This window comes from Bradyrhizobium sp. LMG 9283 (genome assembly GCF_045571415.1).
Classification (GTDB): Bacteria; Pseudomonadota; Alphaproteobacteria; order Rhizobiales; family Xanthobacteraceae; genus Bradyrhizobium.
In genome coordinates, this window is the sequence record NZ_CP120691.1 from 6,953,996 (window position 1) to 6,975,684 (window position 21,689).

The 21,689-nt window shown below is 57.9% G+C and carries 23 protein-coding genes and 1 pseudogene; 13 read left to right on the forward strand and 11 right to left on the reverse strand.

Going from position 1 to position 21,689, the window contains the following annotated elements; genetic code table 11:
- Window positions 1-6: 6 nt before the first annotated feature.
- The 4 genes from nodC to P6U29_RS32560 are packed head-to-tail and all read right to left on the reverse strand — an operon-like array spanning window position 7 to window position 3,138.
- Window positions 7-1,383, reverse strand: a complete 1,377-nt coding sequence (gene nodC / locus P6U29_RS32545) for a chitooligosaccharide synthase NodC (protein WP_407114405.1) — start codon at window positions 1,381-1,383, stop codon at window positions 7-9.
- A gap of 16 nt (window positions 1,384-1,399) precedes the next feature.
- Window positions 1,400-2,059 carry a chitooligosaccharide deacetylase NodB gene (nodB, locus tag P6U29_RS32550; RefSeq protein ID WP_407114406.1) on the reverse strand — a complete coding sequence of 220 codons (660 nt, stop codon included), beginning with the start codon at window positions 2,057-2,059 and terminating at the stop codon, window positions 1,400-1,402.
- A complete protein-coding gene (locus P6U29_RS32555) occupies window positions 2,056-2,688 on the reverse strand; it encodes a NodA family N-acyltransferase (RefSeq protein WP_407114407.1) in 633 nt (210 codons plus the stop codon). Before P6U29_RS32555 ends, nodB begins: the two co-directional genes overlap by 4 nt.
- Before the next feature lie 54 nt (window positions 2,689-2,742).
- Window positions 2,743-3,138 carry a hypothetical protein gene (locus tag P6U29_RS32560; protein WP_407114408.1) on the reverse strand — a complete coding sequence of 132 codons (396 nt, stop codon included), beginning with the start codon at window positions 3,136-3,138 and terminating at the stop codon, window positions 2,743-2,745.
- A gap of 385 nt (window positions 3,139-3,523) precedes the next feature.
- Here P6U29_RS32560 and nodD1 point away from each other — a divergent pair, with 385 nt between their 5' ends.
- From nodD1 to P6U29_RS32600, 8 genes are all read left to right on the forward strand, one after another.
- The gene (nodD1, locus tag P6U29_RS32565; RefSeq protein WP_407114409.1) at window positions 3,524-4,468 is read left to right on the forward strand and encodes a transcriptional regulator NodD1; all 945 of its coding nucleotides are present in this window, start codon (window positions 3,524-3,526) and stop codon (window positions 4,466-4,468) included.
- 630 nt (window positions 4,469-5,098) lie between these two features.
- Window positions 5,099-6,070 carry a transcriptional regulator NodD2 gene (gene nodD2 / locus P6U29_RS32570; RefSeq protein ID WP_407114410.1) on the forward strand — a complete coding sequence of 324 codons (972 nt, stop codon included), beginning with the start codon at window positions 5,099-5,101 and terminating at the stop codon, window positions 6,068-6,070.
- A 606-nt stretch (window positions 6,071-6,676) separates the two neighbouring features.
- Window positions 6,677-6,886 (forward strand): hypothetical protein, encoded by a 210-nt coding sequence (locus tag P6U29_RS32575; protein ID WP_407114411.1) that lies wholly within the window; start codon window positions 6,677-6,679, stop codon window positions 6,884-6,886.
- Window positions 6,887-7,007: 121 nt separating this feature from the next.
- Window positions 7,008-7,721 carry a MerR family transcriptional regulator gene (locus P6U29_RS32580; RefSeq protein WP_407114412.1) on the forward strand — a complete coding sequence of 238 codons (714 nt, stop codon included), beginning with the start codon at window positions 7,008-7,010 and terminating at the stop codon, window positions 7,719-7,721.
- A 337-nt stretch (window positions 7,722-8,058) separates the two neighbouring features.
- Window positions 8,059-9,171, forward strand: a complete 1,113-nt coding sequence (locus P6U29_RS32585; protein ID WP_407114413.1) for a branched-chain amino acid ABC transporter substrate-binding protein — start codon at window positions 8,059-8,061, stop codon at window positions 9,169-9,171.
- A gap of 331 nt (window positions 9,172-9,502) precedes the next feature.
- Window positions 9,503-9,718 carry a hypothetical protein gene (locus P6U29_RS32590; RefSeq protein ID WP_407114414.1) on the forward strand — a complete coding sequence of 72 codons (216 nt, stop codon included), beginning with the start codon at window positions 9,503-9,505 and terminating at the stop codon, window positions 9,716-9,718.
- A gap of 4 nt (window positions 9,719-9,722) precedes the next feature.
- Window positions 9,723-10,754 carry an LLM class flavin-dependent oxidoreductase gene (locus P6U29_RS32595; RefSeq protein WP_407114415.1) on the forward strand — a complete coding sequence of 344 codons (1,032 nt, stop codon included), beginning with the start codon at window positions 9,723-9,725 and terminating at the stop codon, window positions 10,752-10,754.
- A 220-nt stretch (window positions 10,755-10,974) separates the two neighbouring features.
- Window positions 10,975-11,463 carry a hypothetical protein gene (locus P6U29_RS32600; protein ID WP_407114416.1) on the forward strand — a complete coding sequence of 163 codons (489 nt, stop codon included), beginning with the start codon at window positions 10,975-10,977 and terminating at the stop codon, window positions 11,461-11,463.
- Here P6U29_RS32600 and P6U29_RS32605 read toward each other — a convergent pair.
- The 6 genes from P6U29_RS32605 to P6U29_RS32630 form a co-directional block, all read right to left on the reverse strand.
- Window positions 11,424-11,741, reverse strand: coding sequence for a LysR family substrate-binding domain-containing protein (locus P6U29_RS32605; RefSeq protein WP_407114417.1), 318 nt, complete (start codon window positions 11,739-11,741; stop codon window positions 11,424-11,426). The two genes, P6U29_RS32600 and P6U29_RS32605, sit on opposite strands and share 40 nt — an antisense overlap.
- Window positions 11,666-12,061, reverse strand: a complete 396-nt coding sequence (locus P6U29_RS32610) for a LysR family transcriptional regulator (RefSeq protein ID WP_407114418.1) — start codon at window positions 12,059-12,061, stop codon at window positions 11,666-11,668. The genes P6U29_RS32605 and P6U29_RS32610 overlap by 76 nt, the downstream gene beginning before the upstream one ends.
- 102 nt (window positions 12,062-12,163) lie before the next feature.
- Window positions 12,164-12,943 carry a TolC family protein gene (locus P6U29_RS32615; RefSeq protein WP_407114419.1) on the reverse strand — a complete coding sequence of 260 codons (780 nt, stop codon included), beginning with the start codon at window positions 12,941-12,943 and terminating at the stop codon, window positions 12,164-12,166.
- A gap of 46 nt (window positions 12,944-12,989) precedes the next feature.
- The gene (locus P6U29_RS32620) at window positions 12,990-13,550 is read right to left on the reverse strand and encodes a hypothetical protein (RefSeq protein WP_407114420.1); all 561 of its coding nucleotides are present in this window, start codon (window positions 13,548-13,550) and stop codon (window positions 12,990-12,992) included.
- Entirely contained in the window at window positions 13,543-15,480 is a 1,938-nt protein-coding gene (locus P6U29_RS32625) for an ABC transporter permease (protein ID WP_407114421.1), read from the reverse strand. Before P6U29_RS32625 ends, P6U29_RS32620 begins: the two co-directional genes overlap by 8 nt.
- Window positions 15,477-16,631, reverse strand: coding sequence for an efflux RND transporter periplasmic adaptor subunit (locus tag P6U29_RS32630; protein WP_407114422.1), 1,155 nt, complete (start codon window positions 16,629-16,631; stop codon window positions 15,477-15,479). Before P6U29_RS32630 ends, P6U29_RS32625 begins: the two co-directional genes overlap by 4 nt.
- A gap of 257 nt (window positions 16,632-16,888) precedes the next feature.
- Here P6U29_RS32630 and P6U29_RS32635 point away from each other — a divergent pair, with 257 nt between their 5' ends.
- Window positions 16,889-17,104, forward strand: a complete 216-nt coding sequence (locus P6U29_RS32635) for a hypothetical protein (RefSeq protein WP_407114423.1) — start codon at window positions 16,889-16,891, stop codon at window positions 17,102-17,104.
- A gap of 721 nt (window positions 17,105-17,825) precedes the next feature.
- On the opposite strand, the pseudogene P6U29_RS32640 reads toward P6U29_RS32635, so the two are convergent.
- A pseudogene (locus P6U29_RS32640) lies at window positions 17,826-18,107 on the reverse strand (LLM class flavin-dependent oxidoreductase); the annotation flags it as partial.
- A 1,425-nt stretch (window positions 18,108-19,532) separates the two neighbouring features.
- Between P6U29_RS32640 and P6U29_RS32645 the strand changes: the two are divergent.
- The 4 genes from P6U29_RS32645 (at window position 19,533) to P6U29_RS32660 (ending at window position 21,209) form a co-directional block, all read left to right on the forward strand.
- Window positions 19,533-19,910 carry a NolY gene (locus P6U29_RS32645; protein ID WP_407114424.1) on the forward strand — a complete coding sequence of 126 codons (378 nt, stop codon included), beginning with the start codon at window positions 19,533-19,535 and terminating at the stop codon, window positions 19,908-19,910.
- Between the two features lie 95 nt (window positions 19,911-20,005).
- Window positions 20,006-20,284 carry a hypothetical protein gene (locus P6U29_RS32650; protein ID WP_407114425.1) on the forward strand — a complete coding sequence of 93 codons (279 nt, stop codon included), beginning with the start codon at window positions 20,006-20,008 and terminating at the stop codon, window positions 20,282-20,284.
- 357 nt (window positions 20,285-20,641) lie between these two features.
- Window positions 20,642-20,962 (forward strand): hypothetical protein, encoded by a 321-nt coding sequence (locus P6U29_RS32655; RefSeq protein WP_407114426.1) that lies wholly within the window; start codon window positions 20,642-20,644, stop codon window positions 20,960-20,962.
- Between the two features lies 1 nt (window position 20,963).
- Entirely contained in the window at window positions 20,964-21,209 is a 246-nt protein-coding gene (locus P6U29_RS32660) for a hypothetical protein (RefSeq protein ID WP_091886352.1), read from the forward strand.
- Window positions 21,210-21,689 lie beyond the last annotated feature (480 nt).

The following is a 21,689-nucleotide window of genomic DNA, read 5'->3' on the forward strand; positions in this document are numbered from 1 at the left end:
AACCACCTATTTGTAGGAAGTCGAACGATCGCGACCGCAAACACTCTCCGTCGCCACCAGGCTCGATGGACGGTGCGATAACCCCGCCTCACGAATTGTACTAGACATTCCCCCTATACTTGCAGCACTTCGTCCATCGTTCGGGTGCAGGATGACAGACTGCTTTTTCCCTTCGGCCGGCACATTGGCGACCTTGCGCGACAGCCAATCGCTGTTGCTCAATGTAAAAAGCGCATAGGCCTTCAACGGAAGTAAGAGAAAGATATTGATCGGTGTGTGGAGCGAGAAGCCGAGAAACCGCAGTTCGCGAGCACGAAGGGCTGCCACACTGCACCGGACCATTGTCATTGCTGCAATCGTCAATCCCGTCCACCAGGGTACAGAGCCGCCGATTAGGAGCTGTGCGAGCGCCGCCAGTGATGAAAGGGCGAGAAGCAACGGGCCGAGATTTTGCCCGATAACGTCTAGCGTCAGATAGCCATCGAGCTCCGGTAGTAGGCGTAATGCAAGAAACGTGTCCCGAAAGGTACTGCGCGCCCAGCGGAGTTGCTGACGCAGATATGGCCCAAGACTGTCCGGCACGACTGTTGCTGCGATCGCGTCCGCGACGTATTCGGTTCGAAACCCCGCCTTGAGCATGAGGATCGTTAGATGGCGATCTTCGCCGAAATCGCTCGGCTTGCCACGAAAGAATTGCGCCTCGTATTGATCAAGAAGCAAGGCGAGCGCGGAGCGACGATACATGGCACATGGGCCGCAGCAGCACATGACGGCACCGAAACGAGCCTGTGCCGCCCGCTCTTCGTTGCACGCCAACCAGTATTCCATATCGATCAGCCTGGTCAGCCAAGTTTCGCTGCGATTGCTCGCTATTAACTGACCCATGGCCGCACCGATTGCCGGGTCATGCATCTTCAATACAAGCTTCGTCACAACGTCAGCAGCAAGTATCGTATCGGAGTCGACGTTGAGGACAAGGTCCCCGGATGAGCTGCGTATTGCAGCGATCTGCGCCTTGCGCTTTCCAACGTTGTTCGCCAGCAAGATGATGCTGAATCTCGGATCGTTCGCATAGATCTTGTGTACAGGGGCGACAACGTCGCGATTTGTAGATCCGTCGTCGACCACATAGACCTGTAGCTTTCCGGCGTAGTCTTGACTTGCAAGGGACTCCAGACATTCGGCGAGCGTGTTTGGATCCTCGTTGAAGCACGGCACTATGACGTCCACAGTGGGAAGGATCACCTCGGATTGTCCCAGGTTGTCCTGCAACGATGAGGTAATCGCCGGCTGGGCATAAAGCGCTTGCGCGCTCTTGTAGATAGTCGAGAGCAGCGCATAAGACGAAACGGCGACAGCACTGGTTGTAGCGAGCAGGTCCATAGGGTGTCAGTTTTTTTCAGTGAATTTGAGGGAGTGGACGGATTACAAACCCGCGCCGTTGTAATGCCGGAATCAGATAAGACAGCGCGATCGTGGTCTGATCACGCAGCGTGGCAGCTGTGCACAGCCTCTCCTCATCAGGAGGATATCCGTCGTGCAGGAGCACAATTGCACCCGGGCGAACGCTCGCCAGTACTGAATTCACAATTCTATCAACCCCGGGGCGGGACCAATCTCTCGGATCTACCGACCAGTGCACAGCTGTGAGACCAGCGCTCGCTGACGTAGCGAGCACCTGTTGTGTCCATATGCCGTAAGGTGCTCGCATGTGCCTGGGCGAGGCCTGCGCGCACGCCAAACGGATCGCCTCACTCGCCATCAGCACTTCATCGTGTACCTCCGCAGGTCCGCATCTGGATAGATCCGGATGCGTCATCGTGTGGTTCGCAACCTCGTGCCCTTCTGCAATCATTCGTCGGATGAGTTCAGGGTTATCGGCCGCGTACGCGCCGATCACGAAGAACGTCGCCGGAACCCGATGTTTGGCCAGCACATCGAGCACCTCTGGCGTGCAAAATGGATTTGGCCCATCGTCAAAGGTCAAATAGACAGGGCGACTTCCGCTCACGTCAGCGTAGTCGCAACGGACAGCAGAGAGGGGTACAAGCTCTTTCACAGCTCAGGCCCGTTCCGATCGATGATCGTCCCGGCAGGCCACTCGCTTATCGAGCGTCCAACCGGGAAAACCACCACGATCACGTCTTCGATGCGGATCGGCGATAAATTGGGATAGACATCCGCATGCGTGGAGCGGACGCGAATGCCAGACATGAGGGTGGCGAGCCCCTGCCTTTGGACCAGTCGGGTCATATGTTTCTCAAGCGCAGGCCGAACCGTACCAAAGCCGAATGGAACCCCAAGCTCCTGCAGTATCGGATACGTCACGCGCATTGCGTGGCTGATGCCCAGGCCTTCGAGATCCGGACGCACCGCATACAACCCTAGTTCGGCAACGAGTAGATCGACCCCACCAATCTTGATGAAGCGGCGTAGTAGCCCGACGTGAGCCGCTACCCCACGTGCGTCGTAACCGATAATGCGGACCTCAGGCCTCGCCCCGGCCCAACTTCGGTTGCCCTCAAATGGCTGCGCATTGAACGCACCGGTCGGCCCGTAACTCTTGCGAAAGAACTCGGCGAGTTCGGCATGATCGGTGAGCTGCAATTCGTTTTCCCAGCGACGACTCCACTGCACTTGAGCGCGTGCAGACGGAGCTTCCACAGTCCGGGATACGGCAATGTTCATGGCGGGCTTCCTTGCGCCAGTGGAATTAAGAGCGGAGATGGTCACGTGAACTCGCTACCCGCCGAAGCGCTGGTCAACAGTGAAATGCACTGCCATGCCCCGTCGTAGCCCGGCACCCCTCACCTGCTCCGCGCCTCGCACTTTCGCTCGCGACGAAGCGATCGCATGGTTCGCGCTCGTCATCCGGCCAAGGCGCTGCGCGAGACATGCCGGAAGATGCCGACGAGGCGATTGGACTAGCCAGAACCTGTCTGCACCATGGAGCTCTTCGGCCTCGTCCAGCATCGCTGTCGACGTTTTGACGTCTGAGGGCACGCCATCGATGCGCCGGGCCTCATCGATGGCGCATCGAAGCGGCATCAGATCAAACTGGTATTTATACATCTTCGACACGCCCTGAATGCGGTGGACAGGCAAGCCATTTGAAGGCTCGCCTGAAATGCTTGACATCCGCAATCTGCGCCTGCCGCTATTTCGCGACACTAGAATGAGGCTGAACGCGCTCTCAAGTGTACGCGGGTAAACCTCCAGTATGGAAACGGATGAAATACGCATACGGAGGTTTATCGGAATCCGCCTTGCGTCCGATCGAGCGAGCTTGGCACTGAGAAGAAGCGACGCGGCTCGCACGGCGCGGCCATAGCCGCCCTCGAAACGGATGCGGCGGGGGGCTCGCACGTCCAGGAGTTTTTCTCTGAGCCCGCGCGAACGACCAGCAGTCATCGTGGTATGCCTGATTACTTTTCCAAACTGATGTTTGCTATCCAACATCCCGCGATTTGGTAAAATCGATTGTTTCGATAGAACACATCCACACGATGGATAGACTCACAACATGCGGTTCAAGGGACTTGATCTAAATCTTCTCGTTGCGCTCGATGCTCTGATGACGGAGCGCAACCTCACAGCGGCGGCGCGTAAAATTAACCTGAGCCAGCCCGCTATGAGCGCTGCGATCGCGCGGCTGCGCACCTATTTCCGCGATGAACTATTCACCATGAGAGGTCGCGAGCTCGTCCCTACACCTGGCGCAGAGACGCTTGCAGGTCCGGTTCGCGAGGCCCTGCTGCACATCCAACTCTCGATCATATCACGGGACACCTTCGACCCGACTCAGTCGAGCCGACGCTTCAGGGTCATTCTCTCCGATTTCATGACAATCGTCTTTTTTCGCAGAATTGTGGACCGTATGGCACAGGAAGCTCCCGGGGTGCGCTTCGAATTGCTGCCATTTTCCGATGAACCCGATGAGCTGCTCCGCCGCGGCGAGGTCGACTTTCTCATTCTGCCGGAATTGTTCATGTCGAGCGCGCACCCTAAGGCGACGCTGTTCGACGAGACCCTCGTATGTGTGGGATGCCGCGCGAATAAGCAGTTATCGCGGCAGCTTACGTTCGAGAAATACAGTTCGATGGGGCACGTTGCGGCCAAGTTCGGACGGGCGCTGAGGCCAAACCTAGAGGAATGGTTTTTGCTTGAGCACGGCCTCAAGAGACGCATTGAGGTCGTTGTGCAGGGCTTTAGCCTGATTCCGCCGATATTGTTAGACACGGGCCGTATCGGCACAATGCCGTTACGGCTCGCCAGACACTTTGAAAAGCGGATGCCACTGCGGATCGTCGAACCACCGCTTCCCCTGCCCACATTCACTGAGGCTGTGCAGTGGCCTGCGTTCCACAATACCGACCCGGCGAGCATCTGGATGAGGCGGATATTGCTGGAGGAGGCATCCAACATGGCATCTGGGCATCAGGAGCCTCCAACTCGCAGGCGCTGCTAGGGTCACCAAGCCGCTCGGCACGTTCCAGATACGCTATTCAATCCTTCGATGTGCTCGGCCGGTTTATCATTTCAACGTCTCGGAGGCGAAGCTGCTAGAGGCCGCAGGGAGTCGGCAATCGGTTGCGAAGACTTGCCGGGTGGTGAGCGTGGTGATCTCGCAGGTGTGGTTTGACGCGCTTGCACTGCAAACAGATGAGGCCCGGCACTACGCGGCAGAACACGCCTCCTCCAGTACAATAATGTTTAGCTTCCCCGATAAAATCGCTTGAACCGCACACTGCGTCAGGTTGTAGGTTGACCGCCGTGGCTGATGCTGGGCTACGCAGCCGTCGACGGGGCGCTTTGGCGAACTCACGGCGCTGGCCCGACACCGGGTTGCATTAACGAACTGACCGGGTGGCTCGCCGGAAGCGGCGAGACTGATCAGCTTCGGGACTCCTGACGGTTTCCGGCCGTGGCTGGTCGGCCTACCGCCTTGCTCTGCATTCTTGCGGTCATTTCGCGAGCGTCTTTTCGCGATCGCGCGATGGAACCGATCTCCATTCGGGCGAGCCCATAGGACCGCTTCAGACGCGCCGCGTCGCTCGTTTGTATGCGCCGCAATCACGTTTGTGCCGGATAAGAAGACATGCGTTTCAAAGGCCTGGATCTAAATCTTCTCGTCGCGCTGGATGCTCTAATGACCGAGCGCAACCTCACCGCAGCGGCCCGCAAAATTAACCTTAGTCAGCCGGCCATGAGCGCAGCCGTTGCCCGGCTGCGCTCCTATTTCCGTGATGAACTGTTTGGGATGAGGGGGCGGGAACTTGTCCCGACCTCATGCGCGGAAGGACTCGCGGTTCCTGTGCGCGAGGCTCTAACGCACATTGAGCTCTCCATTATCGCGCGCGACGTGTTCGACCCGGCTCGATCGAACCGGCGATTCAGGATCGGCCTTTCTGATTTTATAACAGTCGTATTCTTCCGAAATGTCGTGGAGCGCGTCGCGCGAGAAGCACCCGCCGTCAGCTTCGAACTGGTGGCGCTCACCGATGAGCACGATGAGCTTCTGCGCCGCGGCGAAGTCGATTTTGTTATCCTGCCGGAATTATTCATGTCCAGCGCGCACCCCAGGGCGGCCCTATTCGAGGAGAGACTCGTCTGCGTAGGCTGCCCCACGAACAGTCACCTACAACGGCGGCTTACATTTGAACGGTATATGTCGATGCGCCACGTTGCGGTTAAGCTCGGCGGTGCGCGCAAGACGCCGGTCGAGGAATCCTTTTTACTCGATCTCGGCCTCAATCGGCGCATCGACATTCTCGTGCAGAGCTTCAGCATGATCCCGCCCCTGCTGGTAGGCACGAACCGCATAGGGGCGATGCCATTAGGGCTCGTGAAGCATTTCCAAAGAACGACGCCCCTTCGGATTGCCGAGCTTCCGCAGCCATTCCCCACCTTCACTGAGGCGGTCCAATGGCCCGTGCTTCACAACAGCGACCCGGAAAGCCTCTGGATGCGAGAGATATTGTTGCAGGAGGCTAACCGCATGGCAGCTGCACAAGAGCCCTCCATCATCTGCGCTTCGGAACAAGCCGATACTGTTGGAGATTTCGCGTGATCTGTCTCGCCGTTGTCGAAGGACGTTCGCAAATTCTGCGAACTCCCAACGCATGTCTCGACGCATACAGTTCAGGCTCGCCTCGCTCGAACTCATTGTCGCCGGATAACAATCCTCGCAGCGGACGGCTATCATGACGTTGTGTAGCTCTTTCGCATGTTGGCATTAGGCTCGACCATGCGAGCGGCGGCTCAGACTATTGGCTGGTTTTAGCGACAAGGACGGAGTGACCCGCTCGCTGCCAAGCCAGCCTTTACGGTGCAACCCCGGCCGCCGGGCGCACCTGCCTCAAAATAGCAGGTTCGGCACGGGGCTGTCGTCGTCAACTCCCCGAATCAGTAGTGGCTCCCGATGAGCGGAGACGATTCGGCTTCTTCGGGGTCCTACCACCACGCAGAGTCAGCGTGGTGATCATCGATCATTGCATATGACCATGATCTCTTGCGCTGTCGAAGCGACCATGCGTGTTGCCCTGTCGCATCACCCTGGAGTACATCGCGTCTTCGTCCCTCTGCGCCGCCGGTCTGACTTCTTTTGGCCCTACCGCAGCCAAACGTCTTGACCACGTGCGCCGCCCTGACGCAATGACAAACAAGGAGCTAAACGTTGGAGCAATGCACCGGGGTGTTCGATCCGGAGGAGCTTTCCGTCTTGGGAAGACTTTATGATGGCGCGGTCGCCGCGCTACCCCCATCGATGCGAAATCCGGAAAATCGCACAGCAATCGCCAAACTCATCCTGGAGCGTACAGCGGCTGGCGAGGCTCAACTGGCCAGCCTGACGAACTTATTGACCACCATTTCCTCTCAGGGTTGATCCCCCGCCGTTCTGAGGATAGTCACCATTCTCGCGCTGGAACGGAAGACGATCTAGCTAGAGCTTTTAAATAGCTTGAACCATACGTGACGTCAGGTTGTAGGCTTTGAAATTGAACAACATGAGCAAAGCTACACCACGAAGGCGTCGATGGCGCATTGGCGAACTTGCAGAGGCGACCGGAGTAACGGTGCGCACGCTGCATCATTATGAACACACGGGCCTCCTAGCGGCCTCAGAGCGTACTGACGGCGGCCACCGGATGTACGACCGCGAAAGCGTGCAACGGGTTCACCAGATTCGCGCGCTACGTGAGCTTGGCTTCTCGCTTGTCGAGATTCGTAAAGCTATGGAGGGTACGACCTCACTCACCGACCTGCTGCGCAAACATCTAGAGCGGATAGAACTTCAAGTCGCTCGAGCAACTCTGTTGCGAGACCGTTTGCGCAACATGACCATCGACAGCGAGATCCAGGTAAGTGTGGATGAGCTGCCTGCCACCCTGAATGCCATGTCGCGGGTCGAGACTCGTAGTCAGACGTCCCGATGCACCTGCAAGTTAGCTGCAGATCGCGAGGAGCGGTGGCGGCGGATCCGCGACGACCTGCGTGATTGTATGGATCGGGGCGAGCACCCTTGCGGCGAGCGGGCAAAGGCTGTCGCAGCTGCAGCGCGCTTGCTGATCAGCGAAATCGCCGGGGCCGATTCACGCGTTTCGATGATCCTGAAGGTACTTGCACGATTAAGCGCCCCCCGTAGTCTGGCTGGCTGGGATCCCTGCCTCATGCAATATCTCGATCTCGCCCTTGGCGGGTTGGAGGATCAGCCATACTGACGCCTTCATGGCCGGCTCCGCACAGGATTGCCGATCGGCCTTGGCAAGGTGAAAACGCGATGACGCTTGGTGATCGGCGGCTCTGATGCGGGCCGACAGTTTTACGCACTCAACCGGACAGATCGTCAGCGTCTCACCGATCCGCGCTTCCTGACGCATTGATCGAGGCTCCCTTCAAAAGGGCTTGAACCGCACGTAACGTCAAATTGTAGGCTCTACCGTGGTCACCATCTGGCCGACCTAACGCACGCTTTGCTTGACAGGTAGCCTCGACCTGCAGGCACGTCTGATCACAGCTGCCGGCGGTCCACTTCAGGTGAGCATTGGGAGCTCTACAATGTTAAATGGGCGTTACGCTTCTGCTGCGAGTGCGGCACTTCTCTTCTGCGCCCTCGCCTCGGCTGCGCGCGGCTCCGAGGTCAATATTGCCGTGGCTGGCCCAATGAGCGGAAGCAGCGCTGCGTTCGGCGCGCAAATGCGCGATGGTGCGGCTGCGGCGGTCGAGGCGTTGAACGCTTCGGGCCTACTTCCCGATACCAAGGTGAGATTGAGTGTCGCCGACGACGCCTGCGATCCGAAGCAAGCTGTCGCAGTCGCGAATAAGCTCACAACAGAGCGGGTCCGGTTGGTCGTTGGCCATTTCTGTTCCTCTTCGTCGATCCCGGCCTCCGACATCTACGCCGAAGCAGGCATCGTTCAGCTGTCACCCGGCTCGTCCAATCCTCAGCTAACAGAACGCGGCCTTGAGACCGTCTTTCGGATCTGCGGCCGCGATGACCAACAGGGCACCGTTGCCGCTGAGTACCTTCACACGAACTACCCTAACGACAAGATCGCGGTGCTCGACGACAAGAGCACCGCAGGCAAGGGTATTGCCGACGTGGTGGAGGCACAGCTTCAAAGATTCGGTAAACCAGTCATTCGGCAAAGCTATGTAGCCGGTGAAAAGGATTACAGGGCGCTGGTCTCAAGAATGAAGAAGGATCGGGTGCGCGTCGTCTATATCGGCGGCTATCATACCGAAATAGGATTGTTCGTACGCCAGGCATCAGAAGCAGAAGCGGGACTCATCGTCATGGCGAACGATCCGTTGATGACCTCTGAATTCTGGGCCATTACCAGCAGCGCTGGGAATGACACATTGTTTACCTTCATGCGGGACCCCGCCAGGAATGCCAATGCGGCCGACGTGGTAGCCGGACTCAAAGCCTCCAACCTGTCCGCTGAAGGCTACACGCTTTACGCCTATGCAGCCGTGCAAGCTTGGGCAGAGGCGGTGAAGCTGACCGGCTCCCTCAATGCTGCGCGCATCGCCAGTGCACTACGTTCACGGCCGATCGATACCGTGATTGGCCCAGTCCGGTTTGATACAAAGGGAGACAACGCGGCTCCTGGTTTTCTGGTTTACCGCTGGCGCGACGGCCGTGTTGAAACTGTCGAGCAGAACTGATTGGCATCAACGCCGTCTGGCCAAACCAAAGTGACATGGATGATGAGACGCCCTGAGGTCGTTGGAGCAGCGATACTCGCAAGCTCTCTTATACTTGCAGCTTTCGGAGCGTTTTTCGCGTTCGCTGCGGCGCTCGCAGAGCTACCCGATGTCGACCTGAAGGAGACGTTACGTCTGACAATAGACAAATAGTAGCCGTGCGGAGCTGATCTGGCTGGCAGGCACAGGACCTCTGAGGCGGCCATCTACAATTGTACTAGGTTTGGCGGCATGGACGTTTCTGCGGCCAAGCGGTTGAAGGCCCTGCGAAGAGGAGAGCGCGAAGCTGACGATGCTTCTGGTCGAGCACATGCTCGGTGTAGAGGCGCTTCGCCAGCTGCTGTCCAAGCAACGGCCGGACCGCCATCTGCGCATTCTCGTGACCCAATCACAAATCCACGCCCCCAAAGAGAAACGCTCTAACCGGTCAAATGACGAACGAGACCTCTTTGAGCGCGACGGCGCAAAGCAGCCAGGACTCGCCACCTGGCCCATAATCGGAGATTGATCGAGTGAAGAGTGGCCTTCCTTTAAGACTAACGTGCGGCATTTTCGACCATTTGGATGACGACGGCCGCGATGCCGCACGACAATATGAAGATCGTCTCAAGCTGACGGAGGTCTGCGATTCTCTCGGCTTCTACGCTTATCACCTGGCCGAACACCACTGCACACCTCATGGCAGAGGGCCCTCGCCAAACCTGTTTCTATCAAGCGTCGCGCAGCGCACCCGGCGATTGCGCTTTGGTCCGCTCGTCCTGTTGCTCAACCTTTATCATCCATTGCGCGCATTCGAAGAGATCTGCATGCTTGACCAACTGAGCGGCGGCAGGCTCGAGCTCGGGATCGGCCGCGGCTCCCAGCCGATTGAATGGGGCTACTTCGGCATCAGTGCAGACGCCGCGCCAGGCCGTTATACGGAAGCCGGCGAAATCCTGAATATTGCGCTGAAGGGACATACGCTATCTTATCAGGGGCACCACTTTGAGCTGAGCGAAATACCTTTAACCTTGAGGCCTCATCAACGTCCATATCCGCCGACCTGGATCGCGAGCAATCGGGCCGAGTCGGCCCAGTGGGCCGCTGCAAATGGCGCCAATCTGGCGTGCATAGGCCCCGCCTCTGTTGTCCGGAAAGTTACGGATGCCTACCGCTCCCATCGAGACCACAATATAACCGCACACGGCCGCGAGCCGTTTCTCGGGTTGACCCGCATGGTCGTGATTGCGAAGTCTGACCAGGACGCTCATGCGGCGGCCGAAACTGCGTACGGACGATGGCTGGAGAGTTTCAAGTTTGTTTACGAGCTGAATGCCATTCCGACACCGCCCGCCCTTCCGCTGACCTTCGATGCAGCACTTGAGAGCGAATTGTGCGTCGTCGGAACGCCAGCTTCCGTCCGACAGCTCCTTCTTAACCAGATGGAAGAGGCAGGTGCCAACTACTTGCTTTGCCAACTTGCATTCGGAAACCTTCCGCTGGAGATTTCGCTGTACACCGCAGCCGCAATCAAAACTGAAATTCTCGATAGCTTTGGCGGATAATGTCTACATTGGGGACTCATATACTTGGCAAGCTAGACCGGCGCACCCAGCTTCTATCCGAAGCTGGTTGCGATATTGGCGGTCGTTTGTCTGGGAGGCAATCGTCAGCCCAATGGCAGCGATCAAGCATTCAATTCTTTTGATTGTGGTTCTTCTTACTTGGACACACATGAAACTCTGCTTTTGAAGGGAATTCTTCATTGCGAGCGCGCTTTACGCAATGAACTTTGTCGGCATGGCCGGAACTGGCGGCGGTGCCGTCTACGTCGGCAACGGCAAGATTGTCGGAATCGACGCTGGAAGCCTTCGCTATAGTGGCAACTACATCGAGAAAGGCGGTCGGATGAAGGAGACTGTCAACCTATATGCGCCAACCGGCGGTACGCTTCACTCAAGTACCGGCAGACAGCAGATGGAGCCTGACGCTCGATTGTGGGGGGCCATTTTCCTCGCCAGCCTCAGCAGGCTTAAAAGTGTGGGATCGCGATTTCGCGGCGACCAGACGGCCGAAAATGGGATGGTTTCAGGCTCCTCGCGGATCAGCAGGAAAGCGACATCCGTTATCCCTGCTGCCGCTCCTTCCTCGACGAAAAGCGAGAATGCCGCGTCAGGCGGCAATCATCGATATCAACGTGCAGCGTTCGACGTCGACGCGCTGGATTGCTGGTGTCAGCCATCTCCGGCTGAACGCGCCACGATCAAGTCATGAACCTGCGGGCCGGTGCCACCATGGCGGACGAGGAAGGTTTCCTCTGCAAGTTGCCGCCATTGGACATCTTGCCGGGCCGTCAACGGATGCCGCGCCGATAACGCCACCATCAGGCGGTCGCGCCAGATCACGCGGGAATTGAGGTCGGGAATTTCGTGAGCCCCGACCATGAATGCGGCATCGAGCTTGCCTTCGCGCAGCATCAGTTGCGCATCCCGCGCGGTTCCTTCGGTGATGTGAAGGCGAACGCCCGGATGCTGCCGACGGAGCCGTGCCAACAGGCGGTTGCGGAAGCAGCTGCCGTAAGGGCATGGACCCCGATCCGAAGCTCGCCTTCCTCGCCGCGCGCCTGCATCCCGGCTGCTTTGATTGCGCGGTCGAGAATGCCGATGGCGTCATGGACCTGATCGACGAAGCGGGGTCCAGCTTCGGTCAGGCGGACGCCGCGCGTATTGCGGTCAAAGAGGCTGATTCCAAGGTCATTCTCAAGTGCCTTGATCCGTGAGCTGACACTCGACCGGCTCGTGCCGAGCGCCAGAGCGGCGCGATGGAAGCTGAGATCCTCGGCAACAGCCAGAGTCTGCACCACAGTCGTCATGGGGATTCGTCCATTCCGCGAGGATATTGTTTCGACGTCCTTCGGCTTCCCAATCCGCCGCCGCATGTCATCCCCCTTAAAACGCGGTCTTACATACGACTGTTAGTTGCCAATTTCAGCGTTTGGTGATCCTCCGAGGGCGCGATAGAGAGTTGCCTCGTTAAGTAGCCGCTTGAGCTGGTTGTCTATCAGCGCGTCTTCTTGACTAAGCGATCGCTCCTGGGCTTCGATCAGTGTTCGCAACGGAATCGTGCCTGCCTGGAGCTGCGCTTCGTAGAGAATTTCAACTTTTCGACGCGCATCCAGGGTGGCCTGAATGCGGACGCGTTCAGCGGCTAGTGCTTGACGCAACGAAAGACCGTTCGAGACTTCGGTCAGAGCCGTCAGCATCTTGCCTCGGAAATCAACGACAGCTTCCTCGTAGCGCGCCTCGGAGACGCGCAACTGCAAGCGATTTTCCCGGTAGTTGAGGAGTGGCAGTATTGCGTTGGCTCCCAATGTGGAGACCGGATTGGCAAGCAGATCGGCAAGGCCTTCTCCTCTCGTCCCCAGCGCGCCCGTCAGCGTAATACTCGGATAGAAGTTGGCGCGCTGTTCGTCAGTGTGGCGCAGGGAGGCACGAAGCCGAAGTTCCGCTGCTTTCATATCCGGCCTGCGGCCGATCACGCTTGCGGGTAGGCCTGCCGCAATCTGTGGCAGCGCGCGCCCAGACAAGCGGGTCGGCTCTGCAACGGGCATGGGTGTGCCGTTGAGAAGAACCTTGAGTACGGCCCGATGCGTCTCCCGCTCGCTCTTCAGCCTTTCGAGGTTCGCAAGATGGCCCTGAATCGTAGCCGTGATCTCAAGCGTCTCCAGGTCCGTCACGGTTTCAGCCGCGCGCATTGCCTGTATGATCCGCCCGATCCGCCGTGATGACGCCAAGGCTCTTTCAGTGTTGGCAATCCGCTGGTTCGTATGGGCAAGGCGCCACCAGGCTGAGGTTACGTCTTGCGATAACCGTCAGTCTGGCAGCCTCAATGTCCTCGATCGTTGCATTTGCTTTCAGCGCGCCTACGTCGCGCTGCGCGGCTAGCCTGCCCCAAAGATCGAGTTCGTAGGAAACCTTGGGGTTGATGGACGATCGCCCGGAAGATGCCTGCCCGCCTTCGAGCTGATCGGTTCGTGAGGCACCGAAATCACCAGAAAACTTCGGCTGGTGCCTGTCAGATATGATGTCGGCCTCGAGCATAGCCCGCCGGGCACGAAGACTGGCCGCGAGAAGGTCGTTGTTTGAAGCAAGAACAACCGGGATGAGCTTGTCGAGGCTCGGATCGCCAAATGATTGCCACCATGGCTCGATGGTAGATGGATTGCGTATAGCTGCGGCATCAACCTGCCAGTCGATATCTGACGGTAAATCCGGTCGCGTAAAAGATGCGGGAGTGACGCAGCCCGCAAGCATCAATGCGATTGCCAACGGCACGGAGGTTTTGAAGAGGATATTATTCACTTGAAAGAGCCTCCACCGGATCGAGGTGGGCGGCCTTGCGTGCAGGGATGTGGCCGAACACCAGGCCGATCAGTGTTGTTGAGGCGGTTCCAAGCGTAACGGCGCTGAAAGTAATGATTATCTGGATGGGGAGGCCCATAAGATTGGAGAGCGCTGCTGCTCCAGCGGCAATCAATATCCCGATGACTCCACCAATCAGGCAGACTGAAATGGCTTCGATCACGAATTGAGTCATAATGTCGGAGCGGCGCGCGCCAATCGCCATGCGCAGGCCTATCTCGCGTGTCCGCTCGGTGACGGAGATCAGCATGATGTTCATCACACCGATTCCACCGACGACAAGTGCGACACCTGCGAGTGCTGAGATGAGAAGGCGCAGGGTCGCCAGCGCCCGCTCGACCGATTTTCGGACCTGGTCGCTGTTGAAGATATGGAAATCCTTCACGCCATGTCGGTTTTCCAGAAGACCCGCTATGGCCTGCTCGGCAGCGGCGGTGTCAAAACCATCCTTGACCCGAATGGATATGCTGCCGAGCGGTGCGTTTCCGACAAGACGCACGCTCGTGGCCTCAATGCTCACATAAGCTGCGAGTGTTCTGCCATCTGATGCGTTAGCGGCGATGACCCCTACGACCGTGAAGAGGGCGTTGCCGAGCAGAATGGTTTTCCCGACAGAATCATCGCCCTTGAAAAGGGTGAGAGCCGTCTGTTGTCCGAGAACAGTGAATGCGTATCCGTTCTCGATCTCGTCATCGAGGAGAAACCGGCCGGAGATGACACTCCGACCCGCGGTGCGAGAGAAACCCCGCCCGACACCCGTAACCTGAACATCAGCGACCGACGCACCATGGCGAGCGGACAACCTCGTAGTCCTCTCCGGCGCGGCGCTTTCCACATAGGGTTGGGCGGCGAGAGCATCGGCGTCGGCCGATGAGAGCGTGGTGATCTTGGATGCGTTCGGATCGTCAAACCCCTGACCGGGAAATACGCTGACGACCCTCGTTCCGAGTTGGTCGAGCTCACCTGTCACTTGGCGCTGCGCGCCCTCGCCGAGACCCAGAACGGCCACCACCGAGACGACGCCGATCACAATCCCGAGCAGGGTCAGAAAGGTTCGCATCTTGTGGGCCGTCATTGAGCGCAAGGACATGGCAACCGAGTTGCCTACGCCGGACCAGAAGGTCGCCGACGAACCACTGGAAGGCTGCGTTGTCTTGCCAGCGAACGCAGATTGAGCGATCCCCGTCGCGCGGCTGTCGGAAACGATGCGACCATCGGCAATTTCGATGATGCGCTCGGCATTGGCGGCGACATCCCTGTCGTGCGTCACCATGATGACCGTGTGTCCCTGCGAATGAAGCTCCTTCAGCAAATGCAGGACGCTTGCGCCGGTCTGACTGTCGAGTGCTCCGGTCGGTTCGTCGGCTAATATGATGCCTGCGTCGTTCATCAACGCTCGGGAAATCGCCACGCGCTGCTGCTGTCCGCCGGAAAGCTGCATTGGGCGGTGTTCCAGGCGCTCCGACAGGCCGAGCCGTTCCGCAAAGCCCTGCGCGCGTTTGCTGCGCTCCTCGGCAGAAATGCCGGTGTAAAGGCCGGGCAGTTCGATGTTGCCGAGCGTGGTCAGTGTGTTGATGAGATGGTAGTGCTGAAAGATGAAGCCGAAATTCTCGCGACGCAGACGGGCAAGCTCATCGTCATTAAGGGTCGAGACATCGACGCCGCCCACCCGATAGGTGCCCATGCTGGGCTTGTCGAGACAGCCGAGTACATTCATCAAGGTGGACTTGCCCGAGCCGGATGTGCCTACGATAGCCACCAATTCGCCGGGTTCGATGATGAGATGGACGTTCGCAAGAGCCGCGGTTGTTTCGTCGCCATTGCGGAAATATCGGCTGATACCATCGATTTGCAGCGAAACGGCCCTCATTGGGTCACCTCGGCCGCGCCGCTCATGTGCAACATGATCTGATCGCCCTCGACCAGACCCGACAAGACTTCGGCATTGATCCGGTCGGTTACGCCGATTGTAACCTTTCTGGATTTTGTGGAGCCGTCCGGCATTCTGACGGCGACTGCGAATGTATCGTCCTTGTCAGTCGCCTGTAGTGCCTGGAAGGGCACGAGCAGGACGTTCTCCGCCTTGGCAACGATGAAGGTGACTTGTGCAGTCATCTGAGACAGCAGGCGCCCGTCCTCGTTCGGTGCGTCAAACAGGGCGTTGTAGTAGACAGCCTGCGATGTAGTGGAGCTGCGCTGCTGTTCGGGTTGACCGGAAGTTAAGATTGATGTCGGCGCTGGCTCGACCTCACGCAGCACGCTTTCTCGCACCGTTTTCCTGTCACCGAAGGTCGTGAAGCGAACTTTTTGCCCTACTTGAATTTGGCCCATATCGGCTTCGGAAACCTGAGCCTTGATCCTCATCAGGTCAGTATTGGCGATGACCGCGATCACGGGCGTGATTTGCGCAGCATTGAGGGTCTGACCCGGCTTGGCCACGAGAGCGATGACTCGGCCATCGATAGGAGCAACGATACGGGTATAGCCAAGATCGGTTCTGGCCTTCCGCACGGCGAGCCGGGTTTTCTGGACTGTTGCGGAAGCCAAATCGAACTCGGCGCGCGCTGTCTTCGCGTCGGCCTCAGCCTCCATAAGGTCGGCACCGGAGCCGGCATTCTTTTCGTAGAGTCCTTGCTGACGTGCGAAGATCCGGTTGGCCTTCAGGAGCCGAATCTCGCGGGAACGCTTGGACGCTTCTGCCTCGGCGAGTGACGCCTCAGCCAGCTTCAGTTCGTTTTCCTGCTTGAGCGAGTCGATTTCGGCGATGAGGTCGCCGGCCCTGACCTCACCCCCAAGCGCGACATGCACGGCTTTCAACTGACTGACCTGCGCGCCAACTTGCACAATCTGCGATGGCTCAAGGACACCAACTGCGGACACCGTGGCAGTAACGGAGCCGGTCTTCACAACCCCCGTTGGCACGGCGTTCGCCACTTTTGATTTCCATGGCTGCCAGGACACCAACGAAACGCCGATCACTCCGCCGAGAATGGCGATAACGACTTTCCTAAACCCGATCATGAACAGGCTCCTTTGCGCGAGCCTCGGCGAACGGCATCGGCTCAAGGTCGGCTTCGTGCCGCCCGATGTTGTTGTTGAAAGTGATCTGGATTGTTCGGGAGGGGCGTCTATCTGCCCCCCCTTTGGCTACCCAGGGGATGGGAAGATCAACCAGACGTAGTCGCCGGTCGTTTCACCCGAGACCAACTCTATCCGCCCGTGATGCAACACCATGATCTTGCGGACCAGATCGAGGCCCAACCCTGCACCCGCCCATCTTGTTTCAGACGCTGGAAAGGCTCGATTATCTGCTCACGCGCGGCGTCCGGCACGCTGCCTTCATCGCGAACCTCGATCCAGCCGGCCGAACCGATCGATTGCCTGGAATCGAAGCGACATCAGAATGTGAGAAACCTCGCAACACCGCGCGTGCCACGGACTGCGGCAGCATCAGCATCGCACTGATCTGGATCAATCGAACAAGTTTCATCTGAACTCTTAGCCACGGCAGCGAGATTGTGGTGTGACGCCTCTTAGCAACTAGCGTGCCAGAGATGTCCTGCAAGATCTTCCTGAAGGAAGAATGGGCCTCGCGCCTCGCTCGCGGAATACTGCCATCCAACTGTCGACCTTGGGACATTGATGTCTTGAAGCGGACAGAGCTCAAAATGACAAGACGGACCGTCAATGGCGACAAGGCTTCTCGTATCGAAGTCGATTGTCCTTAAGAATATCCGCAAGCACGAGGACGCCTCTGAAACGGACACGCTGGTTGAAATCGACGTCGAATTTATTCGCATGCGTGAAGATCGCGAGTCCATGATCGTTTCCTGCAAAGACAACGGATGCGGGTTGGGAGACGATCAAGGACAACTTCCTAGAAGGACGACCTTCCGATCTTCGGGATTGGTCAGTGCAAGGGCGGGGGACGAATCCAGTCTCCATCATTTCTCGGCTCTCGCGATCGACAGTACCTAGCGGCGGACACGATATCCTCAGGCGCCAATTGCAATATTGATCGTCCGCCGCGCTGCAATCGTACAGATTGTCGATCTCGCGTGCCGTAAGCAGTTCATGGGACGGGCTGTCGCGGAGGGTGGTCGCCGAAGGGACGAGAAGATCACCCACAGCATTGGCTTCCCGATGCAAAAAGACAACACTGAGGTCGCCTACCCGTGACATTTGGCTTGCGTATCTTTCTTCGTCTGCATCATCGACCTTCGGATCGGTATTTTGGCGTTGGATCGCCTTCATCGGCGCGTCCTTTGCCGAAAGGGCCGACAGGCGCTCGTGCTCGGCATGAGCCTGCTCGCTGCTCTCACGGGCCACGACGAAGGCGGAAAGCCCGAACCTCAGCGGTAGCGCTCCAGAACGCGGACGTGCCGCCACGTCTGCGATGAGCCCGGCGAGATGAGCCAGCGGCTGCCCATTGATGAACCAGACATCACCATGGCCGGCGACCAGTACGCGCGCGGGTTCGGACTCACCTCCGATATAGCGGGTGCCGTTTCAATGAAGGCCCGCGATTGCTCAGGGTCATCCTGCATCTGCGGGAGGCCGGAGAGCTGGTGGATAGTCGCCGTCGAGATTCCATGGCCTTCTCTTCGGCTTGCGGCGATCGAGGAGTTTGGAACTTCGTGACATCTGGGGGTCCAATTTAACGGTATTTGCCAAGCGTCAACGCTGCGACCTTTTTGTCTTCTCAATCATGGCCGGTCATCAACGATCAGCAGGCTCGCCTGAACGCCCTTAAGCTCACTGAACCAAGACGGTGGGAAAAAACTAATTACCCGCTTTTGATGTGAGGCGATCTGATTACTCACGTGCGCTATTCACGAACTGGATGCATCCCATCAACACTTTCGATTTTACCAATTTCAGCTAAATACCCATAAGTCGATCGCCGGTTTCCGGAAAGCACATTTCACGAATGTCGTGTGACAATGGATCCTTTTTGCTTTCAGCATAGTCGCAGGCCAATTCATGCTTTTCCTGGCTGCTCCCCCAACGACACCCCTCAATCTTTCAAATCGACGCACGTGCGGCGCAAAAGCGGTCGGATGGCCAGTCGCAACGTCTGGCGCGCAATTTATCGCATTGTCGCCTCCCCCTTTGCCATCAGACTAGAGGCCTCGAAGAAGATCGGCGCTCACGCACACTGCTTGGCCAGAGTAAATGCGTGCACTGCATAGAATTGGGGCAGGCGAACTGCCCTCTGCACCGGTGCGGGCTGGACTTGTCGCCCTGACCAGGCGGACAGCGTCGTCAATCCGTCGCTGTCGCGGCCTGCAAGCAAAGCACTGCCGTCAGCTCTCTGGCTACCCTAAGTGCAAGACACATATCCTCCGGCCAGGACGAGGCACTGATGTCGATCCGTGTGATGAGACCAGCCTCGCGATCTTACTGCCCCCCCTACGTCGTATGATCGTGGATTCTCACTCCGCTCGTGTGCTCAGTCTTCGTCGGCGGGCGCCTCACGGCGCATCTTCAGTGACAGCTTTGTCCAGCGCCGAGCGCTCTGTATGGCACTCTGCCTGGCGATCCCTCTTGTCACGTCTGGATCGCTATGACGCGCGGCAAGCAATCCCACAGAAGTTCGGGCCCCCGCTTCTCGTTGCCATTATCAGCGGCGTCCCCGCTGGCTGGAGTCACTGCCATTGCTCGACGCGCTGGACCGACTCGACGGTGCAATCAAATGACGGGCCATCCACAACGCTGTTCGCAGCGCTCTATACCCTCGATTCCGCCTTTGCGGTGCTTTCGCGGCAGAATGCCTGCCCCCTCTCTCCTCGGCGACCATGCGTGCGCACCTTGCCTTGTGCAGCAGCCATTCGTTCTAGCGGCGCGTCTGCCGTCTCGCGAACGGGGAAGCACGACACAACCGTTACTCAGCCTGCCCTGCATTTAACTTGGAGCAACACCGTGAAACTTGACCCTTCCAATTCACGCATACCGGACCTCGAGGATCGCATCGACCTGCAACTTGACATCGTGGCCGCCCTCATACGCGAAGAAGGCAACGAGCTCGAAGCGATCCGACTGCTTAACGCACTCACAAACCAAATGATTGCGGCGGAACTGGAGCTCGGCCCACTCGGCGATACGAGAACCGGTGGCCGCGCCGGCGACCGGCGAACAGCGCGGCTGTCGCGAGACCGTGGCGTTTACCACCCAGAAGACCTTCAGGTTTTGGGACGCCTTCTCGATCAGGCAGTGGCGGCATTACCGGCAGAGCTGCGAACTCCCGCCAACCAAATGAAGATCGCCAAGCTAATTCTGTCACGTGCAGCAGCAGACTGAGATTTCATTTGGCTTTTTCTGCGATTGATGGCGCGCTTATCGAACGTTTATCGCTGGACTGACTGCTACGGCCGTACGCACCAGGGATCGACGACTTGGCGTTTATGGGCTCACCTTCCCGTAAGCGCGCCGGTTCCGCTGGCTTTTCCATATCGCAACTGTTCGCCACCATGCTCGAAAGCAGGCTCGCCCCATTAAACCAGCTCGCGCCGGACATGGCACAGTTTCATTCGATCCAGCTAGACCTTGCTGTTCTTCGAGTACCTGATACCTATGGTATCTTAAACGCCTGCGGCCAACTCCAAGGCCTGATAGCGGGGACGCGCAACCCAACACATGCGTGCGAGACATCGCACGGCTATCGCCGCTTGTGATCCCTCAATGCGTTCGACCCTGTTGCGGCATTGTCTCCTACAAACGCGCAACGAAGGGCACCCACATTCCTTTGCTGGGCGACAGTGAATTCGGCAGGAGAGCATCGCAATTGCCGCTGCATCTCGCTCCCTTCTCTAGTGCGACTCACCTGACCAGGAGGCCACGCGCAGGGTCAAACAAGAGGACGACCAGCCACGAACACATGTCAGATAGCAAACAAGCACCCGTTCGGAAAACGCCACAGGATTCCAGAAACGACATGACAAGAAGTTGCGATTAGAGCGCTTGTTAGCTTGAGACTTCGAAAGGAGCTGAACGGTCCATTTTCGTCATGTTCGGCTTTAGTCGCGATTGGCATGGCGCCGATCTTCCGATTGCAGGAAGAAGAGCCACAACGATTGACCGATGCCAAGCAACAAGAGCACTTGGGCTACGAATCGCGCGAACAACGCGTGCTCGTTTCAACCGTTTCAGCATTATTCGAATTGCGCCTGGCAATACGACGTTCGGTCATCGGAACTTCAACAAACATCTATATAGACTTCATTGAAACGCCGAGAGCAGCTCGACACGCAAGCGGGCTGGGGCCTAATGTCTTACTTGCTAGGACAGGCCACAGACTCTCGGTTCGCTTTTGGCAAGGTACTTCCTTGTATCAGGACGTCGAGGAGTGTTGAGATGGATCAGTTCTTATCCGAGCAAGTGCAGGCGCCAGATGCTATCGTGAGCGTCGCATTTGATAAGGCTTGGCGCTTTGTCGAGAAGGATCCGTTGCTGGCGCACAATCTCAAAACGGTCCTTCATAGCCGGTTGCGTACTTTTCTTGAGTGTTCGATAAGAAACGGCGAACGGAATACTTTGAATCTGGCAAACGAGGCGATACGCAACTTGCGGGCTGAACTGGCGCCGTCGACCAAGCAATAAGGCGCTTTCACCTCTACTGCCAGATGGGTTTGGCTTCGTTAAGGCTCTTGGGGACCTTATGCGTCAGGAAGACAACCGGGTCAGAGCGTGGTCGAGCTGACCTTCCTCCACTCATGTTCTGCTCCGCTGACGACGAGCACGTTCGCGACGACTGTTCCTGTGCAGCCCTTCTGGTTATCCGGGGCCAGTAAGCTGCAACCCAGAGCAAGTTGGCGACGGGACGGGACAGCCGCGCTAATATTCCTTGGCGTAAACCGTTCTCTCCCCTGACCTTGAGCTCGGCACGAGCTTGCGCAACTTCAAGCAAGAGCCTCGTCAAGCGCAGCCGCATCGGCTTCTTGACGTCCCTCGCTCGCGGTAGAGTTGAGGAACGTTGTGCACACACTTGTAATAGGTCCGGAGCCAAAGCGATCGAGGCCTGTGATCGATCACCATCGCATCGCTCACGATTGCAAGCGGCAGCACGACCGTCCTGCCGGA